General features: G+C 46.2%; 14 protein-coding genes. 3 read left to right on the top strand and 11 right to left on the bottom strand.

What is annotated here, in order from left to right:
• Nucleotides 1-40 precede the first annotated feature (40 nt).
• Genes nagA through agaR form a run of 5 tightly spaced genes read right to left on the bottom strand, consistent with a single transcriptional unit; the run spans nucleotide 41 to nucleotide 5,276 of the window.
• Nucleotides 41-1,192, bottom strand: coding sequence for an N-acetylglucosamine-6-phosphate deacetylase (gene nagA, locus DS891_RS15185; protein WP_174170237.1), 1,152 nt, complete (start codon nucleotides 1,190-1,192; stop codon nucleotides 41-43).
• Entirely contained in the window at nucleotides 1,185-2,093 is a 909-nt protein-coding gene (locus DS891_RS15180) for an ROK family protein (RefSeq protein WP_174170236.1), read from the bottom strand. The genes nagA and DS891_RS15180 overlap by 8 nt, the downstream gene beginning before the upstream one ends.
• Nucleotides 2,090-3,208 (bottom strand): SIS domain-containing protein, encoded by a 1,119-nt coding sequence (locus DS891_RS15175; protein ID WP_102057733.1) that lies wholly within the window; start codon nucleotides 3,206-3,208, stop codon nucleotides 2,090-2,092. The genes DS891_RS15180 and DS891_RS15175 overlap by 4 nt, the downstream gene beginning before the upstream one ends.
• Nucleotides 3,205-4,494 carry a D-tagatose-bisphosphate aldolase, class II, non-catalytic subunit gene (locus DS891_RS15170; RefSeq protein ID WP_174170235.1) on the bottom strand — a complete coding sequence of 430 codons (1,290 nt, stop codon included), beginning with the start codon at nucleotides 4,492-4,494 and terminating at the stop codon, nucleotides 3,205-3,207. The genes DS891_RS15175 and DS891_RS15170 overlap by 4 nt, the downstream gene beginning before the upstream one ends.
• 11 nt (nucleotides 4,495-4,505) lie before the next feature.
• Nucleotides 4,506-5,276: a transcriptional repressor AgaR gene (gene agaR, locus DS891_RS15165; protein WP_102057735.1), complete on the bottom strand. Its 771-nt coding sequence runs from the start codon at nucleotides 5,274-5,276 to the stop codon at nucleotides 4,506-4,508.
• Nucleotides 5,277-5,533: 257 nt separating this feature from the next.
• Here agaR and DS891_RS15160 point away from each other — a divergent pair, with 257 nt between their 5' ends.
• From DS891_RS15160 to DS891_RS15150, 3 genes are all read left to right on the top strand, one after another.
• Nucleotides 5,534-6,904 (top strand): Gfo/Idh/MocA family oxidoreductase, encoded by a 1,371-nt coding sequence (locus DS891_RS15160; protein ID WP_174170234.1) that lies wholly within the window; start codon nucleotides 5,534-5,536, stop codon nucleotides 6,902-6,904.
• A gap of 103 nt (nucleotides 6,905-7,007) precedes the next feature.
• Complete coding sequence (locus DS891_RS15155) at nucleotides 7,008-9,857, top strand: TonB-dependent receptor (RefSeq protein WP_010606893.1); 2,850 nt, start codon at nucleotides 7,008-7,010, stop codon at nucleotides 9,855-9,857.
• A gap of 38 nt (nucleotides 9,858-9,895) precedes the next feature.
• Nucleotides 9,896-11,185: a DUF3472 domain-containing protein gene (locus DS891_RS15150; RefSeq protein WP_174170233.1), complete on the top strand. Its 1,290-nt coding sequence runs from the start codon at nucleotides 9,896-9,898 to the stop codon at nucleotides 11,183-11,185.
• Here DS891_RS15150 and DS891_RS15145 read toward each other — a convergent pair.
• From DS891_RS15145 to DS891_RS15120, 6 genes are read right to left on the bottom strand one after another with little or no spacing between them, the layout of a single operon-like run.
• Complete coding sequence (locus DS891_RS15145; RefSeq protein WP_174170232.1) at nucleotides 11,182-11,886, bottom strand: response regulator; 705 nt, start codon at nucleotides 11,884-11,886, stop codon at nucleotides 11,182-11,184. The genes DS891_RS15150 and DS891_RS15145 overlap by 4 nt on opposite strands.
• Before the next feature lie 2 nt (nucleotides 11,887-11,888).
• Nucleotides 11,889-13,517 (bottom strand): sensor histidine kinase, encoded by a 1,629-nt coding sequence (locus DS891_RS15140; RefSeq protein WP_174170231.1) that lies wholly within the window; start codon nucleotides 13,515-13,517, stop codon nucleotides 11,889-11,891.
• 21 nt (nucleotides 13,518-13,538) lie between these two features.
• Nucleotides 13,539-15,047, bottom strand: a complete 1,509-nt coding sequence (locus DS891_RS15135) for a tripartite tricarboxylate transporter permease (RefSeq protein ID WP_174170230.1) — start codon at nucleotides 15,045-15,047, stop codon at nucleotides 13,539-13,541.
• A 3-nt stretch (nucleotides 15,048-15,050) separates the two neighbouring features.
• Entirely contained in the window at nucleotides 15,051-15,527 is a 477-nt protein-coding gene (locus tag DS891_RS15130; protein WP_174170229.1) for a tripartite tricarboxylate transporter TctB family protein, read from the bottom strand.
• Between the two features lie 60 nt (nucleotides 15,528-15,587).
• Complete coding sequence (locus DS891_RS15125; RefSeq protein ID WP_017218314.1) at nucleotides 15,588-16,550, bottom strand: tripartite tricarboxylate transporter substrate binding protein; 963 nt, start codon at nucleotides 16,548-16,550, stop codon at nucleotides 15,588-15,590.
• Between the two features lie 12 nt (nucleotides 16,551-16,562).
• Complete coding sequence (locus DS891_RS15120) at nucleotides 16,563-17,792, bottom strand: OprO/OprP family phosphate-selective porin (RefSeq protein ID WP_174170292.1); 1,230 nt, start codon at nucleotides 17,790-17,792, stop codon at nucleotides 16,563-16,565.
• Nucleotides 17,793-19,020 lie beyond the last annotated feature (1,228 nt).

Genomic DNA, 19,020 nt, shown 5'->3' with positions numbered 1-19,020 from the left:
GTATTTTGTCAATTTCAGGGCGGTGAGCTTGGGTTTTTGTTTAAAATATCTGCTTTCCGAACAAGTTGGCATGCTGGACTTGGAAGGCATCATCTAGCAAAGAAAAATGCGCTATTTTACCCACTTCAATGCTACCAAGTTCATTGTCCATATTTAAATAAGTCGCGGGTACTAAACTTGCCATATTGATGGCTTCTAGAAGCGGAATATTGGCCAATTCTGCTAAATTCTTCACTGCTTTTTCAAGTGTTAGTGTACTGCCGGCCAAACTGCCGCTGTGAGTTTTCGCCACGCCATCCTTGACCACAACTGGCATTTCACCCAATTGATATTCACCATCTTTAAGGCCACCAGCATTAATACAATCACTGATCAAGGCCACCTTATGCTGACCTTTTAGGCGGTAGATCAACTGTAAAATCGCAGGGTGCAAATGAATACCGTCGGCAATCACTTCCACCAAGGCTTGGCTATCAAGTAACAACGCACCTGCACAGCCCGGTTCACGGTGATGAATGCCACGCATGCCGTTAAACACGTGGACCCCGCCGCAGGCACCATGTGCCAAAGCGGCATTGGTTTGCGCAAAATCCGCATCACAATGACCTAGCATCACTCGCACCCCATGTTTACTTAGGTACTGTGTCATCTTTACGCCATTAGCCTTTTCTGGTGCAAGCGCCACTGCTTTAAGCGCACCATCAGCCGCGCTAATCATTTCATCAATTAAGGCTTCGTCTAACGGCTTAAAGAAAGCTTCGTTATGGGCACCTTTGTGTTTTTCACTAAAAAATAAGCCCTCACTGTATCCGCCCAACACCTGAGCGCCCGGCATCTTTTGCTTATAGGCGGCTCCAATAACCTTCATCGCTGCAATAGTTTGTGGCCATGTAGTCGTCACCGTGGTTGCCAAAAAGCCAGTGACGCCATGTTTGAGCAACGAAGTGCTAATAGTTTCTATACTGGAGAGTTTGCCATCAATAACATCACAGCCCTCGCGGCCATGAATATGTAAATCAATTAACCCAGGCCACATATCTAAATTAGAATAACATTCGGTATTATCAGGCGCTTCCGCCGCTGGAATAATCGCGTGAAAACGCTCACCTTTTATTACCGCAACGTGCGCTTCAAGGACGCTGGTAGGGGTATAGATACGATGGGGCCGAATATAACGAAGCTGTTCAAGCATGCACTTTGCTCCCTAATAGGGCCGCGCCTAATGCACCACTTGCATCACCATGCTTGGCTCTAACAATATCTGGCACTGACACCGCTGAAAATACATGAGGTTCGATGGCTTTTGGGAGCGCCTCTACAAGTTCATCGATAAGCGACATGCCACCGCCAAGCACGATAACTTCAGGGTCATATGCTTTGATTAAATTTGCAAACGCCGAGCCCAACAGATCCATATAGCAATTAAACGCATGGATTGCTTCACTTTCTCCAGCCCGCATCGCTGTGATAACTTGTTCTGAGGAACGCTTCCGCGTAGTGAAATGTTGATACAAACCGGCAAGCCCTGGTCCTGCGACATAGCGCTCTAAACACCCTTGCAACCCACAGCCACACGCTAAAATAGGCAGGTGATATTTTTGCTGTAACACCGCAGAAAGCGGATGGTGGCCATATTCACCGGCGATCCCTTGGGCACTTTTATACAACGCACCATCAATGCAAAACCCGCCTCCAGCACCGGTGCCTATTATTGCCCCAAAGACCTTTTGATATTGCTTACCGGCTCCAAGACTGGCCTCTGATAACGCAAAGCAACGGCAGTCATTTTCGACCGCGATGGGCCGTTCCAGTTTTGCAACGAGATCAGCCTTAACTTCTTTACCATTGGCGCAAGGGACATTTGCTGATAGCACGCGCTGCTGCGCATTTACTATCCCCGGCATACCAATACCAACCTGTCCTTTACAACCATATTTGTCATCGGCTTGCTGCACCAAAGTGACGATTTGCGCCAAAAACGCCTCATAACTGTGCTTTGGTGTCGCCACACGCCAAGACTCTATGCGTTGTAGCTTTTCATCAAACACCGCAATTTCAATTTTGCTCCCGCCAACATCCACTCCATAAATCATACTTCACTCCCAAATGGATGAATGACTACGCCCTGCACGACTCTATTCACTTCCCCCGACGGGCAAGGATTGTCCGGTGAAATACCGAGATTCAGCGCTTTATAGAAACTTAACTGCTGTGCAAACAACATATACAGTAACCCTTGCCACACATCTTCTAGTGGTGGCACTTTAGGACAAAGTGAATGCACCGTCATGGCTGTACCGTCACGCTGCAATTCAGCAACTAAATCCTGATCGTACAAGCTGGTATAACCATCACTTGAGATAAAACATACCACGACAGTTTTGCTATTGATAAGTGATTTTGGACCATGACGGAACCCAAGCGGTGACTCGCTCACGCTCATTACTTGGCCTGCCGATAACTCAAGCATTTTTAACGCAGCTTCCTTTGCAAATCCCAACAAACAGCCAGAGCCTAGGTACACCAAACGCTCAAATGGTTGTTGTGCAAATGCACGGATATTTTGCTGCTCTGCCGCAGCTAACATGCTTTGCGCTGCATTGATCAATTTATCCACGGAGCCGTCATCCACTGCAAAAAGTTGTAGCGCTGCAACCATCATTGACGAATAGCTACTCGTCATTGCAAAACTTTGGTCAAGCGTAGGTTCCGGTAGCAATATACTTGTTGCATTGCTTGTCTGCAGCGCTGCTTGATGCAACTTTCCATCACGGTTGCAGGTGATAAAAAGGTGCTGGCTGTTACTAACCAGCTGTGTTACCAACTCTACGGCCGCCACACTTTCTGGACTGTTGCCAGAGCGAGCAAAAGATACTAATAAACAAGGTTTATCCGTCGCTAGGTATTGTCGTGGTGCAGCAACTAAATCAGTTGTGCTCACTGCCCGCACACTTTGGCGCATGTGTGCATTAAGATGAGTGGCGATAGCGTCACCGATATAAGCGGATGTACCCGCCCCCGTCAAAATAACCTGAGTATCAGGGTCATCTAGAAGAGGAGCTAACTCCACCAAAAGCTTAGGCTTTATGCTCGCGACTAATTGAGCGGTTTCTTGCCACATCTGTGGCTGCTGGGTGATCTCTTTTGCTGTCCAATAGGCATTTCGTGTTTTTAATTGCGCAATTTCGTGTCCTAGCAAAGTGTTCATGACGCTTTCTCCATGGCAAAACACGCATTTGAATAGCGAGCCACAACACGTTGAATTTTGGCAATCACTAACGCTTTGGCATCCCTTGCTATTTCACCACGGCGTACTTGTTGATATAGCTCTGGAAAATATTGGCTGATAAGCGGCAATGATAAGGTCTGCTGCGCTAGGTTTTCGAGCATAGTTGCTAACGCCTTTTGCACCGCATCTTGATGCCAGTAATAGCGAATACGGTCGCTAAAGCTAAATTGACGCAAGAAACGGAGTTGCTGTGATTCGCCGTGATAAAAACGCTGCCAACTCGTAGGCTCTGCCAGCATGACCTCGTCCACCACCTCAACAAACTGACTATGAACATAGGGTAGTAATTGCTTTTCAATATGGTGAAGCGCGAATAATCCTTCGCGCAGCGCAAAGGTCAATTCAGGCCCGACTTTCAAAATGGCAAAGTGGTCAGCAACCAACGACTGATAAGCGCCTGCAGTTTGATAATCTGTCGAATGCGCTTCGAAAGCGATACGGTCAACGGTACGAATAAAATCTTTTAATGCACTCGCTTCATTCGATTTGTAGTCAAAAACTTGGGTGTTATCAAACTCAACACCCGGCTGCACCACCATTGCAACCACGCGTTGCCAAGCATCCGCTAATCCTTTATTTGCAAAGAGTTCACGATGGCAAGCTAGGGTTTCTTGCGCAGCAACTTGGCTGGTCGGTTGTAGACTGTCAATCTGTTCATCAGCGCCACCAGGAGGGGGAACTTCAGTACCAATCACATAAACAATATCACTACGACCAAACGTCGCAATCGCGGCTGCTTCCGCTGTTTGACACAACAAGGCAGCGCGATTAGCTACAATATCATCGCTTAACACGTCAGGGTCGTCAGCACAGGGCATGCTGGCATCTAAGTGAATTTTCTTAAAACCAGCCTTCACGTATTCAGCGACTAAGTCACACGCTTTGGCCATTGCGGCTTGGCTATTTTCACTCGTCCAACAGACTGGTCCCAAATGATCACCGCCAAAAATCAGTAACTGCTTATCAAAACCAAGTTCGTCGGCCATCTCTTCGACTTTGGCAATAAAATCCGCGGGACGCATCCCGGTGTAACCGCCAAATTGATTAACCTGATTGGCCGTGGCTTCAATTAATAGCAGCGTATTTTCCTGCTTGGCATATCTTATCGACGCTTCTAGCACCCAAGGGTGAGCTGAGCAAATGGCATAAATGCCTGAGTTTTTCCCTGATTTATTGGCTTCGATTAGGGCTTGAAAACGCCGCATATGATCACCTCTTAAGACGTTATTAAATGTACCTCAATTCCGGCGGCAACCAATTGCTGATGAACATCAGCTGGAATACCACTGTCCGTAACCAAAACGTCAATTTCTTCGCAGGCGATAATGCGATGCACACCTTTACGATCGAATTTACTGGAGTCCGTCACCACTATGACTTGCTTTGCAACCTTACACATCTCGCGGTTAAGCGCAGCTTCCGGTTCAAAGTGTGTTGTTACACCAACATCAACAGAGAACCCATCAACACCGAGCACCAGACGGTCAAAGTGATATTGCTTTAGCTGATCTTCTGCATGGCTGCCATAAAACGACAGTGACTTTTTACGCAGTGAACCACCGGTCATCAACACTTCAACGCCATCAGCTGCAACGAGCGCTTGCGCCACGTTAAGCCCATTGGTCATCACCACTAGCTGTTGATGCTCGGTAAGTTGCTTCGCAACCTCTTCAGTGGTGGTACCTGAATCCAGAATTATAGACTCATCATTGCCTATAAGGCCCGCCACCAACTTTGCAAGCTCGACTTTCACTTGGTGATGATGATCGTGCTTTTCCGTTATGGTGAGCTCTTTGGTTAACCTAGAACTCGCAACGGCACCACCATGAGAGCGAACCAACAAACCTTTTTCATGCAGGGCATTGAGATCATTTCTGATCGTCACGGTTGATACACCAAATTGTTCTGCCAGCTCAGATACTTCTACTCGTTCCGTTTGACCAACGAGTTGAACGATTTCGTGGCGTCTTTCGATGGTGTTCAGCATGACACCTCCTTTCGTTTTGGTTGAATTTAGTCTACACAGCTTTCATTTGCTTTCAATTCATTTTTTTAACTTTAAACAAAAATAAACATAAATAAATGTTTTATAAGGATTTAAAGTTAAATTAGAAACGCATTGAAAACAAAGCGAAAGAATATGAAAGATATTTTTCTTGCGTTCAAAATAAAACTGCCGTAATAATAACCAAAAAATAACATTTCGTTTTTAACAAAAAAAGAGTGAACAACTAAGAGGTTATTATGGGTGATCTAAACCGCCGGCGATTTCTTCAATCAATGGCTGCTATCGCAGCAACAAGCGCAGTGGTTGGCTGCGCGAGTAACAATAATAAGACGCCGCTTACACCAAAGCCACAAGGAAATTCAGTTCAAGGTCTAGTCGTACCGAAACTGGATGTCGTGCGAGTGGGCTTTATTGGTGTAGGTCAACGTGGTGTTGGCGCGGTAAAGCACTTTTGCCATCTTGACGGTGTCGAGATCAAAGCCATCTGCGATACGCACCAAGCAGTCGTCGATAGAGCCGTTAAAATTGTTGTCGACAAGGGTTTACCAAAACCTGCGACTTACGGCAAGAGTGATATGGACTATCGCCGCATGTTGGCGCGCGATGACATTGATATTGTGATCATCTCTACGCCTTGGAAATGGCATACGCCTATGGCGGTAGACACAATGGAAAGTGGCAAACACGCTTTGGTCGAAGTGCCAGCAGCAGTAACCATAGAAGAAGCGTGGCAATTGGTAAATACCGCAGAGCGCACGCAAAAGAACTGCATGATGCTGGAAAACGTTTGCTATGGTCGCGACGAGCTGATGGTATTAAACATGGTTCGCCAAGGGCTATTCGGTGAGTTACTGCACGGTGAAGCAGCTTATATCCATGAACTTCGTTGGCAAATGAAAGAAATTGAGCATAAAACTGGCTCATGGCGCACACATTGGCATACCAAACGTAACGGTAACCTCTACCCAACCCATGGTCTAGGCCCGGTTTCTCAATATATGAATATCAACCGTGGCGATCGCTTCGACTATATCTCCTCCATGAGTTCACCAGCGCTTGGTCGTGCAGCCTATGCTAAACGTGAATTTCCAGCAAATCATGAACGAAACCAACTTAGCTATATTGCTGGAGATATGAACACCAGCATCATTAAAACCATCAAAGGTCGTTCGATTATGGTACAGCACGATACCACTACCCCACGCCCTTACTCCCGCCATAATTTAATTCAAGGTACTAACGGCGTATTTGCAGGATTCCCCAACCGCATCGCGCTTGAAAACGGCGGGAGTAAGAGCTTTCACGAGTGGGATTACGACATGAATGATTGGTACGGTAAATATGACCATCCACTTTGGCAAAAAATGGGAGCTGAAGCAGAGCGCAATGGCGGCCATGGTGGCATGGATTTCTTAATGTTCTGGCGCATTATTTACTGCCTTCGTAATGGCGAGCCGCTAGATCAGGATGTTTACGACGCAGCTGCTTGGTCAGCGGTCTTCCCTCTTTCAATGGACTCAGTTGCAGACAGAAGTAATAGCAAGGACTTCCCGGATTTCACCAGGGGCACATGGCGCACTGCAGCACCACTAGGCATTGTCACATAACTAACCAGAGGTTAAATACGCTATCTATAGCAAGTACTAACAATGCCTGAATAAGCGCCCATAAAGCGGGCGCAATAATAACAACACTCAACAGGACAACAAGATGAAACACACTCTAAAACTGTGTGCTGTGGGATTGGCCGTGAGCTGTGCCCTGTCCCAATACGCGCACGCACAGGAAACAGAACAAAACAGCGGATCTGACGAGCAAGATAAAGCCAAGCAACAAGTCGAGAAAATTGAAGTACGTGGCGTACGTTCCAGTATCAAAGAGTCACTCTTTCTCAAGAAAAACGCTGTCGGCGTAATGGATGCCATCGTTGCCGAAGACATTGGCAAGTTCCCAGATCAAAACCTAGCTGAAGCGCTACAACGAATGACAGGTATCGCCATTACCCGTAACGCAGGTGAAGGACAAAACGTCACAGTGCGGGGCCTTGGCGGGGACTTTAACGTTACCACCATCAATGGTCGTAGAATGGCATCTGAACACACAAGCCGTGACTTTAACTTCGATTTAATTGCGCCTGAAATGGTTCAAGCATTAGAAGTATACAAGTCACCACAAGCACAAACACAAGAAGGGGGGATTGGTTCGGTCATCAATATAAAAACCCGCCGACCGTTAGATATGGATGGCTTTACCCTCGCCGGAAGTGCCAAAGCCATTTACGAAGAACGTACCGGAGATACCAACCCTCAAGCCTCCTTTCTAATCAGTGATACCTTTTTTGACAATACCTTTGGCGCCCTATTTACCGCTGTTTATTCCGAGCGAACACAACGCGAAGACTCCTATGAAGGACAAGGGTTTTACGATCCAGAAGAAAATACTGACGTGCGAGTCCCTGTTGACAGTAACCGAAATGGCGAGCTAGATGAGGGCGAGAAAGTACACCCATCAATGATCCCAGGATATGTACGCTACTCGAACTGGCAAGATAAACGTGAGCGCATTGGTGCAAGCCTCGCCTTACAATGGCGTCCAACGAATGATATTGATGTCACCTTTGATAGCTTATACTCAAGCTACAAAACCGACGGTGAAAAATATCAAATCTCTTTCGTCACCTATGATGAACCTTGGACACCGGGGATCCCAGCGGTAGGTGAATTAAAATTTAATGAAGATGGCAACGTCAACTACATTGAGTTAGTCGACGGCGCGATGGCTGAGCTACTAAATGTCTCTGAGCCTCGCAATACCGACACTTGGCAGGCCGGTCTTAACTTCAAGTGGTATGCTACCAGCGATCTAACGCTTGAATTTGACGTGTCTAAGTCGCGTGCCGAGCGGATCAATGATGGCGACAACCGCTACATCGTGGCACGTGGCTTTGTGGATACTATCACTATAGATCAAACAGGCGACAACCTCCTGCCAGATGTGACCATGTCACCAGCACTTAATGCCGATCAACCCTTTGGAGCTCACTACAGCTACAACTATGGCACGGAAGTGATAAGCGATGTTGAAGAGTTAAGGCTTGAAGGGACATTTATTCCTGAATGGGAGTTTGTCAAAGACATCAAGTTTGGTTTTCATTACGGAAAGCAAACTAAAGGCAGAGACGTAAGTAAATCAGATGATCCGTCAATGTTTAGTAATGGTGGGGCTTATTTTAAAAACTCAGATTACGACAGCTTTGATAACTCAAGTGTGGAAAAGCTCGGTGGTCTTAACTTATTTAGACTACCCGCAGATGTACTTGTACCCGCCAACTTTGATAACTTCCTAGATGGTGAGCCGGGCATGCACCCTGCGCCGTGGGCAAGCTTTGACTACGACAAACTCTATGCATTTTATCAATCCATCAATGCCCAAGCCGCAGATGAAAAAATTAGAGCCACCAAGAGCCCTAAAGATTCCTACGAGCTTTCTGAGTCAACGTTTGCACTTTATTTAGAGACCAACCTAGTCGGCGAGCTGTCGGAAATGCCTTACAACCTAAACCTAGGCGTAAGAGCAATCAAAACCGAGATCACCTCTGATGGCTACGTTTTTGATTACCCAAGTCTGGTATACAACGTAGAAGAAGACGAAGATGGCGATATTATCTATCGTATAGAAGGGGATATTGCCGATTATTACTCCGATTCTTACGTAGAAGATGACTACACTGATGTACTGCCTAGCATGAACTTTAAGTTAGAAATAACAGACTCACTGTTATTTAGAACCAGCGCGGCTAAAGTTATCACCAGACCTAGCATCGATTTTCTAACCCCATATAGCTCAATTAATTTCAGTAAGTTTGAGCTTAATCTTGCCAACCCTGGGATCAAACCACTTAGAGCAGACCAACTTGATTTGGGACTAGAGTGGTACTTCTCTGATTATGGTGCGCTCACCTTTGCAACCTATTACAAAGACATTAAATCTGTTATCGCTCAGGGGCGTGTCGGTACGATAAAAGTGGGTAAATTCATAAAAGACGGCGTTGAAGTTGACGGTCCGGAATTTACCCAAGTATCTCCACGTTCGGAAGCGGGGGCAGAGATCAAAGGTTTCGAAATTGCTTATCAACAGTCGTTTGAGGAATTGCTACCGGCACCTTTTGATGGTCTAGGTATGCAAATCAACTATACATTTACGGATAGTAAATACGACGACCCCGAAAAAGATGAGCTACCGTTCGCTGGAATGTCTGAGCATTCTTACAATGCGGTTATCTATTATGAAAAGGATGACTACCAAGCGCGTATCGCTTACAACTGGCGAGATGATTATCTGAAGTATCCAGATGCATGGGGCGGCCCGGAATGGGCAGCGGATTATGGTCAGTTTGATTTCAGTGCCAGCTATAATCTTACTGCAAAGACACGGATTGACCTCAACGTGACCAACCTCACCAATGAGCGTCAATGGTCATATATTAAAACCCAAGAGCAAGTGAGCCACTTGAGCCGTTACGGCCGCAGTATCAGTTTAGGCATTAACACTTCTTTCTAATCAACATGGGGCAACGCGCCCCATTCAAGGAACTTAAGATGAAGAATACAATAATGACACCGATACTGCTGTGTGCCTCGCTATTTGCCTCAGCACAAGAAGCTTATATTAGCAGTTACGGTAATGCTTGGGTCAACAACGATATTGACGCCAGCAGGCAATATATAACTCAAGCCGGAATTGCCCCATGGCAGGATAAGCACCTTAGATTTAATCACTATTTTTATGCCAATAACGTTGGCACCTATACCCTCTATTTACACCTTGAGAAACCAAGTGCACCAAGTACATTGCTGGTAACGCATAACAATAAACAAGTGACGCTTAACCTCGATAGACAAAGCCCAACTAAGGTTAAAGTCGGTGACTTTGCTGTGACACAAGTTGGTTATCAAACGGTCCAAATAGCCGGTGACACATTAGCCAAAGGGCGAAACAGTACCTTCCCCGCCATTACCGGGCTCAGTCTCGATGGCGAGGCCATGACCCCTGCACCTAACTATGTCAAAGAAGACTTTTACTGGGGTCGTCGCGGCCCTTCAGTACACCTTTCCTATACCGTACCTGACAAAAAGGACTATAACTGGTTTTACAACGAAGTAACGGTGCCATCTGGCTATGATCCACAAGGTTCGTATTTTATGGCGAATGGTTTTGGCGAAGGGTACTTTGGTATTCAGGTAAACTCACCCAGCGAGCGCCGCGTGCTGTTTTCGGTTTGGAGCCCATATCAAACGGATGATCCGAGCACGATTCCTGACAATCTTAAAATCAAATTACTCGCTAAAGGCGACGGCGTTTACGTCGGTGAATTTGGCAATGAAGGTTCTGGAGGACAAAGCTATTTACGTTATAACTGGCAGCCAGATACGACATATCGCTTTTTAGTCAATATCGAGCCCAGTACGACTTATGAAGGCCATACTGAATATCGCGGCTATTTTTATGCGCCGGAAACCGGCCAATGGAAGCTAATCGCAGCCTTTAGCCGCCCAGAAACCAACACCTATGTTGCAAGACCGCATAGCTTTTTGGAAAACTTTTTACCCGAAGCTGGACAGTTTGAGCGTAAGGCATTTTATAATCGCCAGTTTTTGCGTGACACCCAAGGTAACTGGGTTGAGTTAAATCAAGCTAAATTCACTTATGACGCCACCGCCAGAAAAGGGTCGCGTTTGGATTATCAAGGTGGTGAGGAGCAAAACCGTTTTTACTTACGTAACACCGGTTTCTTCACGGGACCCACACCTTATCTCAGCGAATTCACTCGCCCTAGCAGCAATGATGCGCCAGTGATCCCATGGCAGTCACTACAGGCACACCCTTAATTTAGATGATAGCTTCTCTCTGGTCGGCCAATGCTACCGTAGCTTTGGTCGGCTTTTACTTCTTCTATACTAACCAAAAACTCTAAATAGCGCCGAGCGGTTGAGCGGCTCACCCCCACCAATTCTCCCATTTGGGTTGCTGTAAACACCTGCTTGGGCTGACTTTGAAATGCCGTACGAATTTTTTCCAAAGTAAGTGGGTCAACGCCTTTAGGTAGTCTAGCTGTACTTTGTATGCTCGCCTGTTCACTACCAAATAAGGTGTCGACCATAGATTGCGTCACTTCATTGGCACCATCCAAACACTGCTGACGCGCCTCAAAGCGAGCGAGTGCGAGGTCGAGCCGTTCCAAGATCAGCGGTTTAACTAAAAAATCACAGACTCCCAGACGGATCGCTTTTTCTAGCGTCGCCACTTCTTTTGCTGCGGTGATCAGCATCACTTCGCTTTTACAGCCTTGCTCGCGTAGCATCTTTAAAAACTCAAGACCGTTACCATCGGGTAGATAAATATCCAATAAAATTAAGTCGGCTTGTATCGCACTCAACAGTACCGTCGCGGTAGAAACATTGTCGCTACTGGCCACCACCCGATATTGCCCTTGCCTTGCGCTACTTGGTGTTGCTGGTGTCACTAGGTATTGCGCTAATAATTGTGCCACAGCTACTTCATCTTCGATGATCACCACAGAATAAGTCATTGTTATTGCTCTTTTACTTGCTTGGGAATAAAGACCGTGATCCTTGCACCAAGTAATTCAGACTCCCCAACCTCTAAGGTTCCGTGGCAGGAATCAAGATTTGTTTTTACGAGATATAAGCCAACACCATGTTGGTCGCCGGACTTAGTACTAAACTGCGGCGTAAACGCCTCTTCGACGTTACCAATCAGTCCAGTGCCGCTATCTTCAACATCAAAGATAATATCCTGAACCGTTTCATCCACTGTTACGACCACTTTGGCAGGCCGCAACTGTGCCGTCGTTCTTGCCGCTTCGATGGCATTATCGATGAGATTACCTAATATTGAAACTATTCGTTCCAACATCTCTTTTTGATGGATAGCGCACAGCGCACTGTCGGAACTCACCTCGAGTGCCACATTATGCTCTCGTGCTTTATGGTATTTACCGAGTAATAAGCCTGCGATCACTGGCTCTTGTATATAGGTGAGGAGGTTTTCAATTTGCGCTTGTGAGCCTTGGCTTTCTTGACCTATCAGCTCAATCGCTTTGTCATATTGCGCCATTTGGATAAGCGCGCCAATGGTATTTAACTTGTTTGAATAGTCATGCGTTTGCACTCTCAATAGCTCTGCAAAAGCCTGTACTTTAGTGAGCTGCTTTGACACATATTCTAGTTCATCGGAGGGTCGCATACTCAGTAAAATACCTTCGTGTTGACCTTGCACTTGCAGCGCAAACCGCGATAACACCAAACGCTTGTCAGCAACAAATAGCTCAAAACCAACTAAAGGGCGATTGGGATTATGCAACAGGAAGTCGCTATGCTCTGGCAACAGATCGCTCAGGTGCAAACCTTGCTTACTCAAGCCGCGAGGCTTTTCGAGAATTTCGCACGCACGTTGATTCAAACGGCGCACGCTGCCATCAGGGTCGAGCGCGATAATCCCCGTCCGTACGGTATTCAGTATCGCCTCTTGCTCTGCAAATAAGCGCCCGATTTCATCTGGTTGCAGGCCAAAAATGGCTTGGCGGACACGTCGACCAATCCAAATTGCGGCAATGACACTGAGCAGTAACACCGCTGCTGCTCCAACAAAAACGGCAATGCTGCGCTGCAACACCAACGACTCGACGGATTGCACTAAAAAGCCTACCGAGACTAAACCAATCACCTCACCAGCGGGAGAATACACAGGCACTTTTCCCCGAATAGACTCACCTAAACTTCCCTGTGCCGTTGAGATATAACTCTCTCCAGACAGTGCGGCTTGGCTATCCCCTCCGACCATAGTGCGACCAATTTTTTGCTCATCTGGGTGGGCGATACGTCGCGTTTCGGTGTCACCAATGACGATAAAATCTGCGCCAGTTGCCTGGCGCAGCAGCTCAACATTAGTATTGAGGCGTTGGATCTGTGAGCTATCCCTATCTGCTATGAGTGCCGTCATAACATCTTCACGAACCGCCACCGCCTTAGCCAAAGCCAAGGCTTTTTCTCCCACTTCCTGGTGTAAGCTTTGCGTAATAACCTGATACACCAGCGCGGTAAATAAGCATGCTTGGATCACACACAAGCCCACAACCCAAGTGATCAGTCGCGTTTCTAAGCGTTTTGGTCTGCGTGCTAATTTTTGTGATTGCGACACACCTATTTCCTCACTGCAGGGTTACTGCGCAACTTTTCGTTGCTGGAAGTACTCTTTTAATGGGATCAACAACACTAACATGGCAAGCGCAAATATGCCTAAAGTTAGTGGCCTCTCCCAAATAAAGCTAATAGAGCTATCCGAAATCATCATGGCGCGGCGGTAATTGCGTTCGATCATATCGCCGAGAATAAACCCAAGGAGCAAAGGTGCCATCGGGAAACTCAATAATCTCAGCACCACCGCCACCAAGGCAAAACCTACCATCATAAACAAATCAAAGGTATTAAATGACACCAGATACACGCCAATCAAGCTAAAGAATAAAATCATCACCGTGAGAACTGAGCGTGGCAGAGTCAAAGCCTTTGCAAAATAAGGGATCAGTGGCAAATTTAAAATCAGCAGCACAATGTTGCCAAAATACATGCTTACAATTACCGACCAAAACACCGTAGGATTGTCCTGCATTAACGTAGGACCCGGCTGAATACCATAGGCAATCAGCGCCCCTAACATAATCGCAGTGGTGCCAGACCCCGGGATCCCAAGCGTTAACAAGGGTACAAACGACCCAGTACAAGCAGCATTGTTTGCCGACTCAGGTGCCGCTAAGCCGCGGATTTCACCACGCCCAAAACGCTCACGAATGGCTTTTGGTGCCAAATTTCGCTCTGTCGCATAAGCCATAAAACTCGCAATCGTTGCGCCAGCCCCCGGCAATACGCCAATGATAAATCCTAAAATCGAAGAGCGCCCCACAACTGGCGCCATTTCTTTCACTTCAGCGCCAGATAATTTTGTTGAGCCAATAACGGGGGTGTCATCATCATTCGAACCTTGATTAGCTTTTTCTGGACGGATCACGTTGATCAACGCCTCAGACAATGCAAAGGTTGCCATTGCGACCAACAAAAAGCTTACGCCGTCTAGCAAGTCTGCCTGACCAAAGGTAAAACGCTCAGTTCCAGATGAAGGGTCTATTCCCACCGTCGACAACATCAAGCCAAATACAGTCATCATCATGGCTTTTAAAAATTGCCCTTTTGCAGAAAAAGCAGCAATCGCAGTCAAGCCCAAAAACATCAACATCACATAGTCTGGAGACTGAAAGCTTAAGCTCACTTTTGCAAGTAGTGGTGCGGCTATCATGAGCATCAACGCACCAATCGTTCCCCCAGTAAATGAAGCATAAGCGGCAATAGCCAAAGCCTTACCCGCATGTCCTTGTTTTGCCATTGGATAGCCGTCAAATGACGATGCCACAGTACCAGCTACACCGGGAGCGTTAATCAAAATAGAGGAAGTCGAGCCACCAAAAATAGCGCCGTAATATACGCCCGCCATTAAGATCATACCGGAGTCGGCACCGATGTTGTAAGTGATAGGGATCATCAACGCAATCGCCGTGATTGGCCCTAAGCCGGGCAACATGCCGATAAACGTACCGACAAAGCAGCCAACAATTACGTACAGTAAGTTTTGCCACATAAAGGCCGTGGACAGGCCAACTAAAATACCGTCTAACATGGCTTAACTCCAAAACTCACCAGGAACCAAATAGATCCCCAGTAGCTGCGTCATAATGGCCCAAAACACGATAACCACAGGCACTGACGCCAATAACAAAATTTGCTTACGTCGCTCACCCATAATTAAAAAGCCACAGCCTAAAAACAAAATGGTCGAAACAATAAACCCGAGTTCTTCAAGCACACTGCTGTAGATAAGCATCAATACAATCAGTGCTGCACATTGGGCTATGGTTGCCTTGGAGGTAGTCTCTGCTTTTTCACGTGTATCAGGTGCAGGGACGCCTTTAAACAGTGTTGCGGCAATCGACAAAAGACAAACAACAATGCCAATCAGCGCGTATACCTTAGGCAAAGTTGCTGAGTTTACCGCCTCGTACTCTTCAAAAGGCATAATCGGGATCTGCCAAGCAGATACCGCATAGAGTGAAAACAGAATTAAAAACAGCACTGGGCCTAACAATTCTCGGTTTAACATAGTGAATTACCCACTTTTAGGTGATGCAGTAACCTCACTGCAACCACCCATTTAATTTAATCAGCGTCTAACGAAACCCAATTCTTCCATCACCACTTTCAGCTGTGCTTCTTGTGCCTCTAGCGCCTCAATAAACTCGTGCTGTGGCTTAAATAGATTCAACCAACCGTTGCGTGCACGCACCGCTTCCCACTCTTTGCTTTGCACCAGTTTTTGTAATCTCACGGTATATTCGTCGAGTTTTGCTTGAGGGAGATCCGGAGCCGCAAAAAAACCACGCCAGTTAACAAATTCCATGTCATAGCCTAAAGACTTCAGGGTTGGGATCTCTGGATAGTCCGCGATAGGCTCTGGCGCAGTAACAGCAAGAATGCGCGCCTGACCACTTTTTGCCATGTCAAGCGCTTCACTTAATCCGGTCGAGAGCATCTTCACCTCGCCAGACAATAAACCGGCCTTGGCTTTGCCACCGGCATCGTAAGGAATGTAACGCAGCTTGCGGCCGTCAACGCCAGCCGCTTTTACTGCTTGTGCTGCAACGAGATGATCCATACTGCCGCGAGCAGAACCACCCGCAACGGTCACAGAGCCCGGGTTTACTTCTAGACGAGCAATCACCTCCTTCCAGCTCTTAAAAGGCGAATCATCACGCACCACGAATGCACCATAATCGGCAATTACGCTGGCAACGGGCGTTAAATCACGATAACTGTAAGGGATCTTACCCGACAATGCGCGCAGCACGATTGGCGTTGAATTAACCATCAACATATCGCCTTTTTTATTGCCCGATTCAATCAAATAAGCAATAGCACGGCCGCCACCGCCGCCTGACATATTCTGAAACGACGCATTGGACTCAAGCCCTGATTTCACTAACGCCTCGCCCACAGCTCGAGCCGTGGTATCCCAGCCACCACCTGGACCACCGGGAATTAAAAAGTGGGTATCCGCTAATACCTGAGTAGACATCATCGCCACGCCAGCCATTGCTAACTTGAGATGCTTTAATGCAAACTTCATAACCTGCTCCCGTTAAAATAGATACTGCAAGCGTGCAGCAAAGCCAAATCCTGAATCTTCGTCACCAACCAACGCGGTACTTCCAGCGCCTGAAACATCCGCATAGACAAGGTTAGCCATGAACTTTAAGCTGCTGGAATGGTAATAGGTACCGCCCAGTGTGTAGGCGTCGACTTGCGTGCCTTGGTTGGCGTTTTCAGCATCCATGCTGGAAATACGTGCAACCAACTCCCACGCATTTTTTACCCCTTTAGGCTGCTTAAATACCGCAGAGCTTGCGGAATATTGTTTGTGTTCACCGGTCAGGAAATAGCTCAAAGACAAGTGATAACCCGAAATATCTCCCCCATCTAATGCAGAAGTAGGGTCGAGGGTATCTAAGTTGCGTGTGGCATATTCGGCCTCAAGCATAAAGGCATTATGTTGATAAGCGAGTTCTAACCCGGCTTGTGACATGCTATCAAGGGCAACGACATCACCGCCTGCAGCATAATCCACGAGGCGCACTTTGGCTTCGCGTACTTCACCGCGAGCAAGGCGATTACCCAGCGTAGCACCGCCCATATCACGGTACGAACCCCAACCACCTAAATGCAGGGTTTTACCGGGAGTGTGTTGCGACCAAGTCAAACGCCCCGAATAGGCAAGTGCCAGACGGTCATCTTGGTCACGCCCAGATGCACCAAAGGCGTCGTTTTTATATACCCCTAACGCATAGCGAAAACCGGAATCTTTAAAATATTGATAAGCTGATGCGCCCCATCGAAAGTAAGGAGAAAACGTATCAGCGATAGAGCTGCGCTCTATGGTATTGATGTGTTTGCTGCTGGTGAGCGCATTCAGGGTGATATCTTCTCTTAATTTACCAAACTGAAAGCGCGGGCCGTTGTTCCAGCCGGTATAACGCACTCTTACAGTGACTATCTCGGCATCGCCTTCAGCAAAATCGAGTAGTAACTTGTGTTCCCAGTCGCCTTGCTCACTCTCTACATAGGTGCGGATCCGGCGCGGAAAAAAGTCGCTGGCGGCATTACCCTCATTATCGGCGCTGTATGCACCACTAAAATGGTTAAAATCGAGTTGTACACGCCCACCAAACTCAAGGTTCAGTGATTTATTGGACTGTAATTCCTTTAATTGCGCTTCTAGCTTTGCAACCTTGCTGGCTAGTGCTTCATCTTGTTGTGCCAAAACGGGGCAAGCAGTTACTGCAATTAATGACATTGCTGCAACTGGCTTCATTATTGTTGTTCTCATTGCTCTGTACTCATTTGTCTTAAACGTATTGTGACTAGCGACTACAACCTGCTATCAAGTACGAGCTTATTGTTAACCCTCAATTAACCATAGATTGCGGAAATAAGTTGATTAAGTTGAGTAAAACGCGTTTTGTGCATAAAAATCATGAGCAATATGCACAAAACCCAAAGTAGTGTGGAAATAAATAACGAGTGAAGCGAAAGTATGACTACTGCGTTAATCAAAATATCTAAGATGTGGATGATGAATTAACCTAGCTTTTCTCTGAAGCTCTGGAAACGGTGAGCCTACAAAGCTCAATATAGAATAATACTTTGCCCCCTAGAATAAGCAGAAATAAGACACACAACACACCAAAAACCATCACATTAATAAAACAATACACTCAATAAATTTAAATTTGGTGTAATTCCAATCACTTAGATCTAAATAAGAACTATTTTCAAAAAGAACGTTGACAGCCCTTCAAATCTAATTGATAATCACTATCAACAAGGCGAGAGTGACGGCTCAACTTGTTATCACAATAGTTTCTTGACCCGAAACAAGGCTGGTATCCACAACTACCAAGGACGTTAGCAGGCACTTGCATTGCTCCTCGTATTTAGACGCTAACTCCACTTTTTACTTGCTACATTGCTCATATCGGTGACGGTAGATATGAAATCAAAAAGCCCTGCTCAGGGCTTTTTTTATGCCCAAAATTTATTTTCACTTCGGTATTTCCTAGAAAAACAGCCACACTAATATTAATGAGAATTATTTTCAAAAAAGTATTGACTCATTGTTAAATCTAACTGATAATCACTATCAACAAGACGGCAACGTGTTGTTTCGCCAACTCAGTTAGTAAGGTTGATAGTTGTAAAGCCCTGTCTACCTGATGTACTCACTACCTTGAGATTGGCATTAGTACTCTAGTTTGTTTCTCGACCCTGAAACACGGCTGGCCAACGTTAATGGCTTGAATGAACTTAACTCAGTCGCCCCTAAACCTGACTAAGTTTATTCTCACAATTTACTTGCTACATTGCTCATATCGGTGACGGTAGATATGAACGTAAAAAGCCCTGCTCAGGGCTTTTTTTATGCCTAAAATTTATACCAATTGAATTAATTCTCTAATCAATTTGAAGGGTGAAATAGCATATTAGCTTCGTTAAAAATTTCTCATTTAGAACAACTAAATAGCAAAATTTTTGCCTTGCTA

The organism is Pseudoalteromonas sp. JC28 (genome assembly GCF_013319255.1).
In the GTDB taxonomy this organism is placed as follows: domain Bacteria; phylum Pseudomonadota; class Gammaproteobacteria; order Enterobacterales; family Alteromonadaceae; genus Pseudoalteromonas.
The sequence above is the reverse complement of the archived record's forward strand: the minus strand, read 5'-3'. Positions and strand labels throughout refer to the sequence as shown.

Bases quoted from the DNA above. Each gene is read 5' to 3' on its own strand.
- nagA (WP_174170237.1), bottom strand. From the start codon at position 1,192: ATGCTTGAACAGCTTCGTTATATTCGGCCCCATCGTATCTATACCCCT.
- DS891_RS15180 (WP_174170236.1), bottom strand. From the start codon at position 2,093: ATGATTTATGGAGTGGATGTTGGCGGGAGCAAAATTGAAATTGCGGTG.
- DS891_RS15175 (WP_102057733.1), bottom strand. From the start codon at position 3,208: ATGAACACTTTGCTAGGACACGAAATTGCGCAATTAAAAACACGAAAT.
- DS891_RS15170 (WP_174170235.1), bottom strand. From the start codon at position 4,494: ATGCGGCGTTTTCAAGCCCTAATCGAAGCCAATAAATCAGGGAAAAAC.
- agaR (WP_102057735.1), bottom strand. From the start codon at position 5,276: ATGCTGAACACCATCGAAAGACGCCACGAAATCGTTCAACTCGTTGGT.
- DS891_RS15160 (WP_174170234.1), top strand. From the start codon at position 5,534: ATGGGTGATCTAAACCGCCGGCGATTTCTTCAATCAATGGCTGCTATC.
- DS891_RS15155 (WP_010606893.1), top strand. From the start codon at position 7,008: ATGAAACACACTCTAAAACTGTGTGCTGTGGGATTGGCCGTGAGCTGT.
- DS891_RS15150 (WP_174170233.1), top strand. From the start codon at position 9,896: ATGAAGAATACAATAATGACACCGATACTGCTGTGTGCCTCGCTATTT.
- DS891_RS15145 (WP_174170232.1), bottom strand. From the start codon at position 11,886: ATGACTTATTCTGTGGTGATCATCGAAGATGAAGTAGCTGTGGCACAA.
- DS891_RS15135 (WP_174170230.1), bottom strand. From the start codon at position 15,047: ATGTTAGACGGTATTTTAGTTGGCCTGTCCACGGCCTTTATGTGGCAA.
- DS891_RS15130 (WP_174170229.1), bottom strand. From the start codon at position 15,527: ATGTTAAACCGAGAATTGTTAGGCCCAGTGCTGTTTTTAATTCTGTTT.
- DS891_RS15125 (WP_017218314.1), bottom strand. From the start codon at position 16,550: ATGAAGTTTGCATTAAAGCATCTCAAGTTAGCAATGGCTGGCGTGGCG.
- DS891_RS15120 (WP_174170292.1), bottom strand. From the start codon at position 17,792: ATGAAGCCAGTTGCAGCAATGTCATTAATTGCAGTAACTGCTTGCCCC.